Source organism: Gordonia sp. SCSIO 19800 (assembly GCF_018132775.1).
Classification (GTDB): domain Bacteria; phylum Actinomycetota; class Actinomycetes; order Mycobacteriales; family Mycobacteriaceae; genus Gordonia; species Gordonia hongkongensis.
In genome coordinates, this window is the sequence record NZ_JAGRQM010000010.1 from 85,708 (window position 1) to 101,394 (window position 15,687).

The 15,687-nt window shown below is 69.7% G+C and carries 11 protein-coding genes; 8 read left to right on the forward strand and 3 right to left on the reverse strand.

Annotation, left to right across the window (positions count from 1 at the left end):
- Positions 1-158: 158 nt before the first annotated feature.
- The 3 genes from KB201_RS13645 to trmB all read right to left on the reverse strand — a co-directional run bounded on the left by KB201_RS13645 (position 159) and on the right by trmB (position 5,098).
- The gene (locus tag KB201_RS13645; protein WP_211539470.1) at positions 159-3,422 is read right to left on the reverse strand and encodes an MMPL family transporter; all 3,264 of its coding nucleotides are present in this window, start codon (positions 3,420-3,422) and stop codon (positions 159-161) included.
- Positions 3,423-3,642: 220 nt separating this feature from the next.
- On the reverse strand, positions 3,643-4,314 hold the full coding sequence (locus KB201_RS13650; RefSeq protein WP_058252241.1) for an NYN domain-containing protein: 672 nt from the start codon (positions 4,312-4,314) through the stop codon (positions 3,643-3,645).
- Positions 4,307-5,098 (reverse strand): tRNA (guanosine(46)-N7)-methyltransferase TrmB, encoded by a 792-nt coding sequence (gene trmB / locus KB201_RS13655; protein ID WP_058252240.1) that lies wholly within the window; start codon positions 5,096-5,098, stop codon positions 4,307-4,309. The genes KB201_RS13650 and trmB overlap by 8 nt, the downstream gene beginning before the upstream one ends.
- 223 nt (positions 5,099-5,321) lie before the next feature.
- Here trmB and KB201_RS13660 point away from each other — a divergent pair, with 223 nt between their 5' ends.
- From KB201_RS13660 to KB201_RS13695, 8 genes are all read left to right on the forward strand, one after another.
- Positions 5,322-6,200, forward strand: a complete 879-nt coding sequence (locus KB201_RS13660; protein WP_211539471.1) for a hypothetical protein — start codon at positions 5,322-5,324, stop codon at positions 6,198-6,200.
- Complete coding sequence (locus KB201_RS13665; RefSeq protein ID WP_211539472.1) at positions 6,197-7,744, forward strand: hypothetical protein; 1,548 nt, start codon at positions 6,197-6,199, stop codon at positions 7,742-7,744. The genes KB201_RS13660 and KB201_RS13665 overlap by 4 nt, the downstream gene beginning before the upstream one ends.
- Positions 7,741-8,145, forward strand: a complete 405-nt coding sequence (locus KB201_RS13670) for a DUF6802 family protein (RefSeq protein WP_374193923.1) — start codon at positions 7,741-7,743, stop codon at positions 8,143-8,145. The genes KB201_RS13665 and KB201_RS13670 overlap by 4 nt, the downstream gene beginning before the upstream one ends.
- Positions 8,146-8,356: 211 nt before the next feature.
- The gene (locus KB201_RS13675) at positions 8,357-10,183 is read left to right on the forward strand and encodes a phosphoenolpyruvate carboxykinase (GTP) (protein WP_058252237.1); all 1,827 of its coding nucleotides are present in this window, start codon (positions 8,357-8,359) and stop codon (positions 10,181-10,183) included.
- A gap of 75 nt (positions 10,184-10,258) precedes the next feature.
- Complete coding sequence (locus tag KB201_RS13680) at positions 10,259-11,266, forward strand: esterase-like activity of phytase family protein (RefSeq protein WP_058252236.1); 1,008 nt, start codon at positions 10,259-10,261, stop codon at positions 11,264-11,266.
- Between the two features lie 93 nt (positions 11,267-11,359).
- Positions 11,360-12,175 carry an ABC transporter ATP-binding protein gene (locus KB201_RS13685; RefSeq protein WP_058252235.1) on the forward strand — a complete coding sequence of 272 codons (816 nt, stop codon included), beginning with the start codon at positions 11,360-11,362 and terminating at the stop codon, positions 12,173-12,175.
- Positions 12,176-12,196: 21 nt separating this feature from the next.
- Complete coding sequence (locus KB201_RS13690) at positions 12,197-14,743, forward strand: ABC transporter permease (RefSeq protein WP_078113300.1); 2,547 nt, start codon at positions 12,197-12,199, stop codon at positions 14,741-14,743.
- A gap of 55 nt (positions 14,744-14,798) precedes the next feature.
- Complete coding sequence (locus KB201_RS13695; protein WP_078113255.1) at positions 14,799-15,620, forward strand: hypothetical protein; 822 nt, start codon at positions 14,799-14,801, stop codon at positions 15,618-15,620.
- Positions 15,621-15,687: the final 67 nt, after the last annotated feature.

Here is a 15,687-nt window from a genome sequence, read left to right on the forward strand (position 1 = left end):
GACGGTGGCGGGTGCCGCCGGGTCACTCGCTGACGGCGAGCCCCGAGGTCGTCAGCGAACCGCTCGCGGGCGCGTCTGCCGGCTTGGGTGACTTGACCAGCATGACTCGCGATCAATCCGCTTACGAGACCCGTGGCCGCGAACGGGGGTCCGAGCGGTCACTTCTGTGAGCGACTCCGCTTCAGCAGTTCCTGGACGCTGATCTGGCCGTCGTCACCGGTCTCGTCGGACCGGGCGTGCCGGTCGGTACGCGGGCGACGGCGGCGGTTCGACTCGTCGGCCGGGCGATCCTGCTCACCCGAGGCGGGACCGGCGTCGGACCGCGCGGCGGCCGGGGTCGCATCGGCGCTGAGTCCGCGCTCCATCGGCGACGGACCGTTGCTGCGACGACTCCGAGACGACGGGGTCGAGGTCTCGGGGCTGACCGAGGCGGCCAGGGGGCGACGACCGGTCTCGTCGAGGGCGGGCCGGCGTCCGAGCGGTGAGCGCTGGCCGGTCGGCTCCGGCGTCGGCCGGGCGGTTCCGGGATTCGGACGCCCGCCGGTCTCCGGCACCCGTGGTGGGGCGGACGGGGGAGTGACCGTCGGACGGTCCCCGTTCCCCGGGTGAGGTGCGGCGTCGCCGAGTCGGATGCCACCCTCGCCGAGGCTCCAGCCGCCGGTGTCGGGACGATCACCCTTCGACACGGTGGAGCGGCGGTAGGGCGTCGCGGGACGGCGTCCGGCCGGTTCGGGGGCCCGGGCACCGGGCACGGGCGTCGGTCCGACGCGCGCCGGCGGAGTGCGCGGCGGGGTCGGCGCAGTACCCGGGCGGCCGGTGGTGGCCGGCGGCGGACCCGAGGGGGACGGCGGAGTCGGGGTGGGACCGGAACCGGTGCGCTGGTCGGGGGCCTGACCCGGCGGGCGGCCGTTGGTGAGCGGTCGGTCCGGGGCGGGCCGTGGCGGTGCGGCGGGGCGACCGACGGCGCCCGGGACACGACCCCGGGCGGGGACCGCGCCGGCGGCGACCGGTTGCCTGCGTGCCGCGGCCATCACCGAGGTCGGCGCCTCGGCCACCACGGTGCCCGCACTCATCGGGCGGGCGCCGGCACCGGCGTCGCGCTGTTCGTCGGGTTCGTCGTCGAGGACGGTCTCGCCGAGGCCGATCTTGCGCTGGACCACGCGCATCCACCGCGGTGCCCACCAGCAGTCGTCCCCGAGCAGCTTCATCACCGACGGGACGAGCAACATGCGGATCACCGTGGCGTCCAAGATCAGCGCGGCGATCATGCCGAACGCGATGTACTTCATCATCACGATCTCGGACAGGCTGAACGCGCCGGTGACCACGACCAGGATCGCGGCGGCCGCGGTGATGATGCCGCCGGTGTGCGCGGTGCCGCTGCGGATCGCCTCGGTGGTGCTCGCGCCCTTCTGTCTGGCCTCGACCATGCGGGAGAGCAGGAACACCTCGTAGTCGGTCGAGAGGCCGAACACGATGGCGATGATCAGCACGAGCACCGCTGCGAACAGCGGGCCGGGGGTGAAGTTGGCCAGCTCGGCGCCGTGACCGTCGACGAAGATCCACGTCAGGATGCCGAGCGTGGCACCGAGACCCAAGGCCGTCATGAGCGCGGCCTTGATCGGCAGGACGATCGAACCGAACTGCAGGAACATCAGCAGGCCGGTGATGAGGACGAGCATGACCGCCATCAGCGGGAGCCGTTGCATCAGCGCGTCGATCGAGTCCTGGGTGAGGGCCGGGGTACCCGAGACGTACATCGTGAGGCCCTCGGTGTCGATCGCGCGTAATTGCTCGATCGCCTGGGCGGCGGTGTTCCGGTCCTGGAGACCGGCCGACACCTGGTAGACGCCCACGTTCGGGTACCGCTCGGCGTCGAACGACCCGAAGTCGGACTTGTCGGCGTCGCTGAACTTGTTGGTGAAGCCGGGGACCGCGTCGGCGCGTTGCGCGATGGCGTCGAGCTTGTTCTGGTCGGCCTGGCTCGACTCGTCGTAGATGATGACGAGCTTGATGGCCTCGGTTCGCTCGCTCGGGAAGTATTCGTCGAACTTCTCCTGCGCGACCCGGTTGGGGTTGTCCGGCGGCAGGAACTTCTCGCTGATCCCGCCGAACTGGATGCTGCCGAACGGGATGATCAGCGCGAGCAAGAGGAGCACAGTCGGGACCGCGGTCTTGACCGGGTGCTTCATCACCCACGTCGCGAGTCGGCCCCAGAAGCCGTTCTCGACTTCCTGGCTGGTCTTCATGCGACCGCTGAACCGGTTCTCGATGGCCGCTGCGCGTTCCTCGCCGGAGAAGCGGCGGGCCAGCGGGACCGCGGTGTACTTCATGACCGTGCTGATCGACAGCATGTTCACGCGGGGGCCGAGGATGCCCAGGATCGCCGGGAGGACGGTGATCGACAGGATCGCGGCGAGGGACACCGATGCGATCGCGCCGTAGGCGACGGATTTGAGGAATCCCTGCGGCATGATCAGCAGACATGCCAGGGCGGCGACGATGATCGTCGCGGAGAAGACCACCGTCTGACCGGCGGTCATCACGGTTCTTCGGACCGCGGCCTTGGTCGAATAGCCTTCACCGAGTTCTTCGCGGAAACGCGACACGATGAACAGGCCGTAGTCGATCGCGATGCCGAGACCGATCAGCGTGACCACCGACTGCGCGAAGATGTTCAGCTCGGTGGTGAGCGCCAGGATCTTCATGATGCCCAGCGAGCCGGCGATGGTCAGACCACCGATGAGGACGGGCAGACACGCGGCGACGACGCCGCCGAAGACGAAGAACAGCATGATCGCCACCAGCGGCAGCGCGAGGACCTCGGCGCGGTGGATGTCCTTGTCCATGCCCTCGGCCATCGATCCGGCGACCGGTTGCAGGCCGGCGAGCTCGAAGGTCGTACCGGGTAGATCGAAGCGTTCGGGGATGTCCTCGAAGAACGGTTCGATGGTCTTGTAGTTGTTGAGGACCGTCGTGTCGTCGTTGCCGGCGACGCCGATGCTGATGAAGGCGTGTCTGCCGTCCTCGGTGAACAGTCGCTCCTGCAGCGTGCTCTGCGCGGGCTGGACGAGGAACGGGTCGTACAGACCGGGATCGGCGCGTCCGACGATGTCGGGGTGCGTCGCGATGAGGTCCTCGACGAACGTCTCGACCTTCGCGCCGAACGCCTTGTCGTCGACGCGGGTGCCCTCCGGCGGGGTGACCAGCAGGATGATGTCGGACGTGTGGTCGCGCCCCAGCGCCTGGTCGGCGTAGCGCGCACCGGTGTCGGACTCCGACGTCGGATCGAACCAGCCGCTCTGACTGAGGTGCTTGCCGAGATCGAGACCGTACAGCCCGAGTCCGGCCATCATCGCGATGAGCACCGCGATGACGAGGAAGCGCATTCGGTAGACGAATGTGCCGATGAACCGGAACACGCGATGTCCTTTCGTGTACGACTGGTCAGGCCTGTTCGGCGCCGTCGTCTCGGGGCGCCGGTGGCGATTCTGTCAGTTTCCCGAAAGATCCTGACAGTGTTGCCTGAGTGATCCCTGAGGCGTGGGCCTCGGGGTCACGCGCGGGCACACCCGCATCGGCGTCGGATGCCGGGTCGCGGACCGCCGCCCGACGACCCCGGCAGGGCCACGACGCCGCAGGTCAGCGCAACAGTGCGCTGAGCGGGCGGAAGGGTGTGAGCCAGGCGCCCTCGTCGGGCAGGGAGTCCAGGCCGATGCGTGGCAGCGGCTCGCGGAACACGCCGGGGATGTCCTCGAGATCGATGAACTCCAGTTCTTCGGTGCTCAGCGCCCAACTGGCGTGTTCGCGGAACCCGATGACGGTGACGGGCACCCCGTCGCCGACCACCTCGAGCAGCGGTTCGCGGAATGCCTGACCGTCGGCGGACGCCACGATCACGCCGGCTAGTCCAACAGTGTGCCTGCGAAGTTCGATGTGGTCGAGCATGTCGGAGTCGACATCGCTGTCGTCGGACAGCTTCGGCTTGGCGAACACGGCGAAACCGACATTACGGAGAGCGTCCACCCACGGCCGGACGACGTCGGCGCTACCAGGGGCGATGTTGGTGAACACGGTGGCCTCGGGCTCGACCGCGCCGCCTCCGTCGGTGAGAGCGGACACATCTGCGGTCCGCTGCAGCAGCCACCGGCCCAGGGCGTCGAACCGGGGACGGTGCGCGGCGGTGGGGCGTCCGCCGAGCAGGGCGCCGAGGCCCATGTCCATGTTGGGTGCGTCCCACACCAGCAGCATGCGGCGCGTCCCCGTCTGGCCGGAGATGGTGTCGGCGAAGCCGGTCGGGCTGTGGTCACTCATGGCGGGCTCCCGTCGGGGTGTCGCCGGTCGAGGTGGCCGGCGGGATGGGCCGCGTGTAGACGAACTCGCTGACGTAGCGGCCCTCGCGCTCCGCGCGTCCCTCGAACTTCGTCGTCGGCCGCTGCAGCGAGATCGGCGACTCCCGCGTCAACTGCACGACGTGGGGGCGGTCGGCGTCCTGGGTGGCGAGCGCCTCCGCGATCCACTCCGCATAACCGGCGTGATCGGTCGCGATGTGCAGCACCCCGCCCGGGACGAGCCGGTCCGCGATCAGTTCCAGTGTGCCGGTCTGGACGAAGCGTCGCTTGTGGTGACGCGATTTGGGCCACGGGTCGGGGAAGAACAGCCGCACACCGGTGAGGCTCGACGACGGGATGAGCTCGGTGAGGACGATGGCCGCGTCGCCGCGGATCAGGCGGACGTTGGTCAGGCCGTTGCGGTCGACGAGGCCGAGGAGCTGGGCCAGGCCCGGCTTGTAGACCTCGACGGCCACGACGTCGACATCCGGTTCGGCCTCGGCCATCGCGGCGGTCGAGATGCCGGTACCGCTGCCGATCTCGAGGACCTTCGGGGCCTCGCGCCCGAACAGTTCGGTGAGGTCGAGTTGCGGCTCGGGGACCCGCTCCGGCCCGATCTCGAGGTCGCGGCCCAGCACCGGCCACAGGGTCTCCCAGTTGCGCTGCTGACCGGTCGTCAGCGTGCCGCGGCGGAAGCGGAAGCTCGTCACGCGGGGGTACAACCGGGACCTGTCGGGGCTGTTGTTCACGCGTCCATCGTTGCGCATCGTGCCGTCGCGGCGAAGTCGCGGGGGAATGGCGGCCCGGACGGCAGCGGTGCGGACGCGGACCCGTCCGGCCCCGCGAGGGGATGTGGAGCTGTCTCCGCCGTTCGCCCGGATCCCGATTATTCTCGGCCCTGTCGCGGTTCACGTGCGCCGATGCCCGGGGTGGCGGTGCGGTGGACGCGGGTCGTGGGAGGCGCAGGGGTCGGATGGCGAGGAGGCTGCGGTGGGGGCACCGGTGAACGGTGGCCGGCGTGGCGTGCCCGCCGGGAGCGAGTTGTGGACGGCCGCCGAGCAGGGACGACTCGTCGACCTCGTCGACCCGGTGTCGCCGCTCGTGCCCGTCCTGGCCGGCGCGGGCCGGCGTTTCCTCCGTCCGTTGCACGTCCAGGTCGTCGGCCGGCCCGGGACCGGTCGGGACACGATGGCTCGTGCGCTGCGAGAACGACTGTCGCTCACCGTGATCGGGCCCGGTGAGGACGAGCAGGGGGCCGCTGACACCGATCTGTGGGTTCTGGTCCTGGCGGGACCGCCGCGGCGCGCCGACCGCGAACTCTTCGCGTCCCTCCCGGCCGACCGGCTGCTCGTGGTGCTCGGGAAGGCCGACACGCACGGCGACTGGGATGCGGCGGTCGCGGTGGCGGCGTCGTGTGCAGGGCGTCTGGACACGCCGGTGTACCCGGTCTCGCAGTTGCTGGCCTGCGCCGACCTCGACGATGCCGAGTTCGCCGCGCTGGCGACGATGGCGGCCGCGGGCGTCGGCATGCCGTCGATGGCCGGCCGATTCCTCGTGGGACGTCCGGGTTCCGACGAACGGCTGATGCGGCAGGGGTTGCTGCGCCGGCTCGACGCCTTCGGCATCGACACCGCGCTCGCGCTCATCGAGTCCCGTTCCGCCGTGGCCGCGAACGCCGAGGCCCTGAGCCGGGCGCTCCGCGACGCCAGCGGCGTTCCTGATCTCGCGGGACCGATCGGGGAGCGGGTCGACCGGATTCGACAGTGGCGTGAGGTCGAGTTGCGTGCCCGGTTGGAGGAGGCGGCCGCGGCGGGCGTCGACCGCGCCGGTGCCGAGCGACTTCTGGCCGGGGCAGGAGCGGGCGCATGACCGACACGGCACTCGCCGCCGCGCGGGAGCTGACCGGCTTCGACGCCGTCGGGGTCGACGCGGGCACCGACGTGCTGGTCGTCGGGACCGACGGGGTGGGCGTCCGCACGCTGGTCGAGGCCTGCCGGGCGCTCGCCCCGGACCTCGACATCGTCGCCCGCGGCGGGCGCTCGCGTGCGTCGGCCGGTGCGGCGGTCGTGGTCGTCGACCCGTCGTCGTCGGTCGGTGAGGAGGAACGTCTCCTCGTCGAGCAGATGCGCGCGCAGGTCGGGATCGTGGCGATCGTGTGCACGAAGATCGACGCGTTCTGGGAGTGGCCGCGGACCGTGCGCGCCCACCGGGCCGTCCTCGACCCGTTCGCGACGCTGCCGTTGTTCGGGGTGTCGTCGGTCGCGGCCCTCGAGGGTGCGGTGGACGAGTCGGGGATCGACGCCCTCGTGGAGTGGCTGCGTGAGACGACTGACGCGCCGGGCGTGCTCCGCGCCGAGCGGGCAAGGCTCGCGGCGGGCCTCGGGGCGGTCGAGCATCTCCTCGGCGCGCCGACGGGCGGCGTCGACGAATCGGCGTCCGCACAGGCTGCCGTCGACGATCTCCTGGCCACGCGTCGCGAACTGGTCGCCGCACGTGACCGCGGACGCCCGGACCGGTTGGCGGCGGTACGCGCCGGACTCGCGCGCGTCCGTTCGCAGACGTCGGCGGAACTGCACGCCGGGGTGCGCGATCTGGCGGCGTCCGCCGCCGGCCACGCTCCCGCCGCGGATTCTGCGTACGGCGCATGGGCCCGTACCGGCTGGGCCGCCCTCGCCGACGGCGTCCGTCGTCGCGCCGACGAGCGCGTCGACGCGGTCCGGTCGACCGCCCTGGTGGGCCTGGACGCGGAGCCGTCGGCCGACGAGAACTGGCCCGCGGTACCCCTCCACACCGAGCGGTCGCGCGGCCGGGCGCGGCGCGCAGGCGCCGAAGACGCGTTGGTGGTCGTCCTCGGGGCCTCGACCGGTCTGGGTGTGGGACGCCTCGTCGTCGCACCGATGGAGTCGGTCCAGACGTTGCAGTGGGTCAGCATGCCGCTCGCCCTGATCCTCGGAGTCGCGGTGGCGGCGTGGGTGATCCGTGTCCGGCGCAGTGCTGCGGAGCGTTCCGATCGCGAGGCGCGCACCGCCGAGCTCCTCGCCGAGGCGCGGGCGACGCTCGATCACCAGCTCGCCCTGCGCGTCACCGCGGCCGAGACCCGGATCGCCGGCCAGATCGCCCGGGCGCACGAACGCCGGAACCGAGAGGTGGCGGCCGACGTCGCGCGCCTCGACGAGGAGATCCGCCGACTGCGCAGCGGGGTCGGGGTCCGCGACGCTCGAACCCGTCGCGAGCGCGCGGCGGAGATCCGCCGTGAGTTGGTGGCGCGGTCGGAATCGCTCTGGGCGGTCGCCTCCCGCACCGACGACCCGGGTGAGGAATCCGACGATCCGGCGGGACGTCGGGACGACCGAGGGCATGACGACGGAACGGCCGGGGTCGCCCGGGCCGGCCACGACGACGGGAAGCAGTGATCTCGATGGACCCGATGTTCCCCGACGACCTTCCGGACCCGGCCCGCCCGGACGAGGCCTCGCTGTTCGGCGCGGCCGAGGGCGCCGACCCGCACCCGGTCGACTCGGTGGCCGCATTGCACGAGACGCCGGCGTCCGACGATCTCGACGATCACCTGTGGATGCACGACGACGGCCGGATCTGGGATCTCGGACCCGCCGAGGTGGACACCGACAACGACGGCATCAACGATTCGCTCACCCGCAACGGGCCCGACGGCTTTACGGTGTACACGGACAGCGATCGGGACGGGCAGGTCGACAAGATCACCGAGATCGGTGCGGACGGCGAGTTCCGTTCCGCGGTTCTCGACCCGGACACCGGCCAGTGGATCTCCGGCGGATCGGGACGAATCGGCTGACACGTGACCGGCGCCCGACCCGGACTGCTCCGCGCCGAGACCGAGCGCGCGCGATCACCAGGGACTTTCGTCACCTGTCCGTCGGGTGTGGGATAGACCGCACCTGGCGAACCCCGTGACCTAACGCCCGCTCGGTGGACGTATCCTTGACCGCGAGACGACCTGACAGGTGGCCATTCAAGCGGCCACCACCTCGGAGGAGGCCCCAACGATGACCGCAGCCACCATTCCCGGACTGGACCCGAGTAGCGCTCCGACGAAGCACGCGGGACTGCTGGCCTGGGTGGCCGAGGTCGCCGAGCTGACCCAGCCCGACCGGGTGGTGTGGTCCGACGGCAGTGACGAGGAGTGGGAGCGCCTCACCGCCGACCTCGTGAAGGCCGGCACCCTGGTCAAGCTGAACGAGGAGAAGAAGCCGAACTCCTTCCTCGCCAACTCCGACCCCGCCGACGTGGCCCGCGTGGAGTCGCGGACCTACATCTGCTCGGAGAAGGAAGAGGACGCCGGCCCGACCAACAACTGGGTCGATCCCGCCGAGATGCGTTCGACGATGACCGAGCTCTACCGGGGCAGCATGCGCGGTCGCACGATGTTCGTCATCCCGTTCTGCATGGGCCCGCTGGACTCCGACGATCCCAAGCTCGGTGTCGAGATCACCGACTCCGAGTACGTCGTGCTGTCGATGAAGATCATGACCCGCGTCGGCCCCCGCGTCCTGGAGATCCTGGGCGAGGACGGCTTCTTCGTGAAGGCGCTGCACTCCGTCGGTGCGCCGCTCGAGGACGGCCAGGCCGACGTGCCGTGGCCCTGCAACACCGAGAAGTACATCACCCACTTCCCCGAGACCCGCGAGATCTGGTCGTTCGGATCGGGTTACGGCGGCAACGCGCTGCTCGGCAAGAAGTGCTATGCCCTGCGCATCGCCTCGGTCATCGCCCGCGACGAGGGGTGGATGGCCGAGCACATGCTGATCCTCAAGCTGACCAGCCCGGCGAACAAGGTGTACTACATCGCCGCGGCGTTCCCGAGTGCCTGTGGCAAGACCAACCTCGCGATGCTCCAGCCGACGATCCCCGGCTGGAAGGCCGAGACCGTGGGCGACGACATCGCCTGGATGCGCTTCGGCGAGGACGGGCGTCTCTACGCGATCAACCCCGAATTCGGTTTCTTCGGTGTCGCTCCCGGCACCAGCTACGACTCGAACCCGAACGCGATGAAGACCATCGAGGCCGGAAACACCCTCTACACCAATGTCGCTCGCACCGACGATGGCGACATCTGGTGGGAGGACATCGACGGCCCGGCGCCCGAGCACCTCACCGACTGGCTCGGCAACGACTGGACGCCGGAGTCCGATCACAAGGCAGCGCACCCGAATTCGCGCTACTGCACCCCGATCTCGCAGTGCCCGTCGCTGGCCGACGAGTGGGATGACCCGAAGGGCGTGCCGATCTCGGCGATCCTGTTCGGCGGCCGCCGCAAGACCACGGTGCCGCTGGTTACCGAGGCCCGCGACTGGCAGACCGGTGTCTTCATGGGCGCCACCGTCGGCTCCGAGCAGACCGCCGCGGCCGAGGGCAAGGTCGGCACCGTGCGCCGCGACCCGATGGCGATGCTGCCGTTCATGGGCTACCACGTCGGGGACTACCTGCAGCACTGGGTGAACATCGGCAAGAACGCCGACGAGTCGAAGCTGCCGAAGGTGTTCTACGTCAACTGGTTCCGTCGGGGCGACGACAAGCGCTTCCTGTGGCCCGGATTCGGCGAGAACAGCCGCGTGCTGAAGTGGATCATCGAGCGCATCGAGGGTGAGGCCGAGGGTGTCGAGACCCCCATCGGCATCGTCGCGAAGCCGGAGTCGATCGACGTCAGCGGCCTGGACGTGCCTGCGGAGGACGTCGCGGAGGCGCTCGCCTTCAACCCCGACGAGTGGCGCGAGGAGATCCCGTCCATCGAGGAGCTGTTCGACTTCGTCGGCGAGAAGCTGCCGAGCTCGTTGCGCGACGAGCTCGACGGTCTGAAGCAGCGCCTGGCCTGACGCGGCCTTGCTGCGCGGTTCCGAGGCTGAACGTACGGATGGGTCTGAAGTGACGGTTGAGGTATCGTGCCCCTCATGAAACTACGTCTGTGGGGCGCCTCGGTCGCCGCTGCCTGCGTGCTGGGACTGGCGTCGTCGGTCGCGGTCCAACCGGCTTCGGCGACACCGTCTTCCGGGGCCGGGGTCACGGCGTTCTTCACGGATTCGACGACGATCGGGAGCGGGCTTCCCACCGTCAACCGGATCTCCGGTATCGATCGGACCGGTAACGGCAACTACGTGATGATCGCCGAGGACGTGCTCCCGGCTCGCTTCTTCACGGCGTCGATCGGGTACACCTCGGTGACCGCGTCCTTCACCGGGCAGCCGCGGATCAACGGCGGCGGCACGGTCCTCGGCCCGTGGTTCCTCCCGTTGCTGCCCGGACAGGCCCAGTTCGAGGGCATCCGCCAGTCCGCGGGCGGTTACACCGTCGTCAGCGGCGGCAACAACCAGTTCGTCCGGCAGATCGGGCCCATTGGACAGGTCCTCCGCGACCTTCCGCTCCCGTCGGTGTGGCGCCCGTCGTCGAAGTCGGGTCTGGCAGGCCAGCTCGGACTCACCGGCGTGGCCGTCGGACCCCAGGGTCAGGTCAGCGTCCTGACCGCCGGCGGACTCCGGCAGGACGCCGCACGATCGGCCCGTCTGCTGACCTTCGGCAAGACCAATCGCGAGTTCGTCTATCGCACCGACGCCAACAAGGTGGCCGCCGATGTGCTGGCCATCAACTCGACGGACTTCCTCGTGCTCGAACGTGGCCCGGGCAAGCTGTCGAACATCTTCTGGACGACGACCCGGGGCGCCACCTCGGTGACGAACAAGAAGAAGCTGAGCGGACGCGAGAAGGCGATGACCAAGCGCCGCATCTTCTCGACCACCGCGACGCCCCACTTGCTCACCGGCAACATGTCGGGACTCGCCTGGGGCAACTGGCACCCCGACAACCCGTTCGCGAAGACCCGCACCCGCACCCTTCTCGTGGTGTCGGACAACGTCGGATCGCCCAATCGCCTCCACTCCTTCGAGGTCCAGATCCCGAAGTAGAGGCCGCAGCAGTGCCCCACGTCACTGCCGTCAGGGTGGGGTCAGGGTGTTACCTGATGGCCAACCGGCGCAGGATTTGGCACCGTTGAGGGCATGACGACGACTGATGTGGCCGCTCGAGACGACGGTGGCGATGATTTTGGGACGCCGAAGCACGCGGTTGCTGCCGGGGCAGACAACCTTTCCAAGCGGTACGGCGTCGGCGACACCGCCGTCGAGGCCCTGAAGAGCGTCTCCATCTCGTTCCGGGAGGGCGAGTTCACCGCCATCATGGGGCCGTCGGGGTCGGGTAAATCCACCCTGATGCACTGCCTCGCCGGTCTCGACGTCGCGAGCGACGGCAAGGTGTTCATCGGCGACACCGATCTGACGGCGTTGTCGGACAAGGCGATGACGATGCTGCGTCGCGACCGCATCGGTTTCGTGTTCCAGGCGTTCAACCTCGTGCCTACGCTGACGGCCAAGGAGAACATCACACTGCCGGTCGACATCGCCGGCCGCACCGTCGACACCGAGTGGTTCGACGCCGTGGTGGCCCGGCTCGGGATCACCGACCGGCTCGGACATCTGCCGAGTGAACTGTCCGGTGGTCAGCAGCAGCGCGTGGCCTGTGCTCGTGCGCTGATCGGCAAGCCGTCGATCATCTTCGGTGACGAGCCGACGGGCAACCTGGACTCCCGCTCCTCGGGCGAGGTGCTGTCGATCCTGCGGGCGGCGACCGACGAGTTCAAGCAGACCGTCGTCATCGTGACGCACGATCCGCGCGCGGCGTCGTACGCCGATCGAGTGGTGTTCCTGGCCGACGGCCAGATCGTGCAGGAGCTGTCCCGGCCGTCGGCCGACGATGTCTTCGAGGTCATGAAGAACCTCGACAACGTGCCTGCGCCCGACACCGCCGAAGCGCTCTGAGCCGTGGCGTCCTCCACGGTGATGCGCCGGGTCTCGCTACGGAACCTGCGCGCCCACAAGCTCCGGCTGTTCCTCACCCTCTTCTCGATCGTCCTCGGCACCTCGTTCGTGGCCGGGTCCATCGTCTTCACCGGGTCCATCTCGAAGGCTTTCAACGACATCTTCGACAGTGCGGCGCAGGGTGTCGCGGTCGAGGTGACCCCGGCCGACCGGCAGTCGCCGGGTGTGCCGAACACGATCGTGGACCAGCTCCGCGACCAGCGTGCCCAGTTCGGCATCGACAAACTCGTCGTCAACAACAACGGCCTGGTCACGGTCGCCGACTCCGACGGCAAGGCCATCCAGACCGGTGGCGCCCCGAGCGTGGGCAGCACCTACATCCCGCCGGCGGAGGCGCTCGACCCGGACGAGTCGCGGATCCTGCCGGGTGGACGCGGGCCCGAGAACGCCGGCGAGATCGTCTTGAACACCTCGGCGGCCGAGGCCGCGGGGCTGAAGGTCGGGTCGAAGACGAAGATCGTCGTCGGGCAGGGCAACTCGGAGCCGCTCGAGGTCACCGTCGTCGGCCTCGTCGACGCGCCCAGCTCGACGGGTGGTTACGTGAACGCCCAGTTCGACGCCGCGACGTCGGCCCGTCTGTTCACCGACGGTGAGCACGTCGGCGTCGTCGACATGTCGGCCGTCGCCGGGGTCACCCCGGAACAGTTGCAGGAACGGATCATCTCCGCGCTCGGCGCCGACGCCGATCTCTACGACGTCCGCACCGGCGACCAGGTCCGCGAGGACCAGAAGGCGCAGGTCAACGAGTTCCTGCAGATCTTCCAGTACATCCTGCTGGCGTTCGCCGCGATCGGTCTGGTCGTCGGCACGTTCATCATCTACAACACCTTCTCGATGATCGTTGCGCAACGGAATCGGGAGTTCGCGCTGCTCCGGGCGGTCGGCGCGAGCCAGCGCCAGGTCTCGCGCTCGGTGCTGTTCGAGGCCTTCGTCGTCGGTGTCCTCGGCGGCGCGCTCGGTCTCGCCATCGGCATCGGGCTGGCGGCCGCCTTGAAGGCCATCACCAGTGCGACATCGGGCCTGCCGGACGGTGAGTTGGCGATCGGTCCGGATGCCATCCTCGCCGGCATCCTGGTCGGCGTCGTGGTGACCATGGTCAGTGCCTGGGTGCCGGCGGCGCGAGCCGCCCGGGTGCCGCCCGTGGAGGCCATGCGCGCATCGGCCGCCGAGGGGTCGGCCTCGTTGCGCAACCGCACGATCATCGGCGCGGTCATCGGTGTCGCGTCGATCGTCGCGATCGTGGTCGGCGCGATGGGTGAAGGTGCCGGCCCGGCGATCACGGTGGGTGCCGGCGCCGCGGGCGCGGTCCTGTCGGCCGTCCTCATCGGCCCGGCGATCGCGCGTCCGTTCGTCAGCGTGCTCGGCCGGGTCATCGGTGCGCCCTTCGGCATGATCGGGCGCCTCGCCCGGACCAACGCGGTCCGCAACCCGCGGCGTTCGGCCGCGACGGCGTTCGCGCTCACCCTCGGGCTGATGCTGGTCGCGATCATCGGCACCCTCGGACAGTCGTTCAAGGGCACGGTCGACGACGCCGTCGACGCCGGCATCACGGCCGACTACATCGTGGCCGGAACCAACCAGTCGCCGCTGCCGCCCGCGGTGACCGGGGCGATCGACGGTGTGCCCGGCGTCGCCGAGGTGGTGTCGTTCGGCATCGTCCAGGCCAAGGTCGAGGACAAGTCGGAGACCGGGTTCTCGGCGCTCGGCGGTCCGCTGAACAGCGTGACCGTGATGGACATGCAGGACGGCGCGTCGTCGGATCTGCCCGCTGACGGGATGCTGATCAGCGAGCGGACCGGAAAGGCGAACGGCTGGCAGCGTGGCGACGTGGTCACGTTCACCTCCGCGACGGGCGAGCAGGTCCAGGTCCCGATCGCCGGCGTCTACGCGGACAACGAGGCGCTGCAACCGTGGGTCGTGGGTCCGGACGTCTACGAGAAGCTGGTCCCGCCCTTCGCGCGGGTCAATGTCACGCTCTTCGTGAACGCCGCGCCGGGCACCGACCTCGAGACCCTGCGCACCGATCTGGAGAATGCGACGTCGGACTACCTGACGGTGCAGATCCAGGACCGGGATCAGTTCAAGGGCCAGATCTCGTCGCAGATCGATCAGATGCTCGGCACGCTGTACGCGATGCTCGGGCTGGCACTGCTGATCGCCGTCCTCGGCATCATCAACACGCTCGCGCTGTCGGTGGTCGAACGCAAACGCGAGATCGGGATGTTGCGGGCGATCGGCATGATCCGAGCCCAGGTGCGCCGCTCGATCTACCTCGAATCGGTGCTGATCTCGATCTTCGGCGCAGTGCTGGGTGTGCTCCTCGGGACCGTCATCGGCGTCGCGTTGGTCCGCACGCTCGCCGAGTGGGGCCTGGGCGCGCCGGTGATCCCGTGGTCGCTCATCGCGATCACGCTGATCGCGTCCGCGGTGGTAGGGGTGCTGGCCGCGTTGTGGCCGGCCGTCCGCGCGGCGCGCACCGGACCGCTCGAGGCGATCGCCGACATCTGACGCAGGTTCGTGGTGGTCGGGTCGGGGATCGGTCCGGGATGACAGAATCGTCCGCATGACCCGACCACCAGAGGGCGATCCCAACGATCCGCGGAACGATCCGCCGGAGACCCGTCAGTTCGATCCGGACTTCGACCCGTCGGCACCGCCGTCGCAGGCCTACACCGAGCAGCAGCCCGGGCAGCCGTATCCGGGTCCCTACACGGAACCGCACCAGGCCGGTCAGCCCTATCCGGGTCCGTACACCGAACCGCATCAGCCGGGACAGCCGTATCCGGGTCACTACACCGAACCCCAGTATGGCGACCCCCAGTACACCGGCGGGTCGCCCTACGGTGCCTCGCCCTACGACGCGCCCGCCGGCGGCGAACCGCCCCGCGGTTCCGGGTCGAAGGGCCGGACCATCGGGCTGGCGCTGGTCGCCCTGATCGCACTCGTGGTACTGGGTCTCGTCGTCGTGCTGGTCACCCGCTCCGGCGACGGCGACTCCACCAGCGCGGCGTCATCGTCGACCACCGAATCGAGTGATCCGGCGACGACGAGCGAGACGACGTCGTCGAGCACCCCGACCACCGAGGAGACGACGTCGACCACGACGACGACTCAGCGCTCCGGAACCATCACCTACCAGCTGACCGGCAACGGGGACGTCGTCGCGCTGACGTTCACCCGCGGCCAGGGATCGCCGACGGTGATCCCGGCGATCGGCTCGCCGTGGTCCCAGCGGGTGCAGCTCGAGGGAACCCGCGCGAGTATGTCGGCCATCGTGATCCGCGGACCGGTGTCGTGCGCCATCCTCGCCGACGGTGAACAGCTGGCCGCCGCGACCAGTCAGGGCGGCACCCTCAACTGCACCGCGGACCTCGCCGCCGAGTAGTTCAGGCCGCTGGGTGCGGAGGTGGCTTCGACTCGGGGCTTCGCTTCGCTCAGTCCCGGCTCAACCA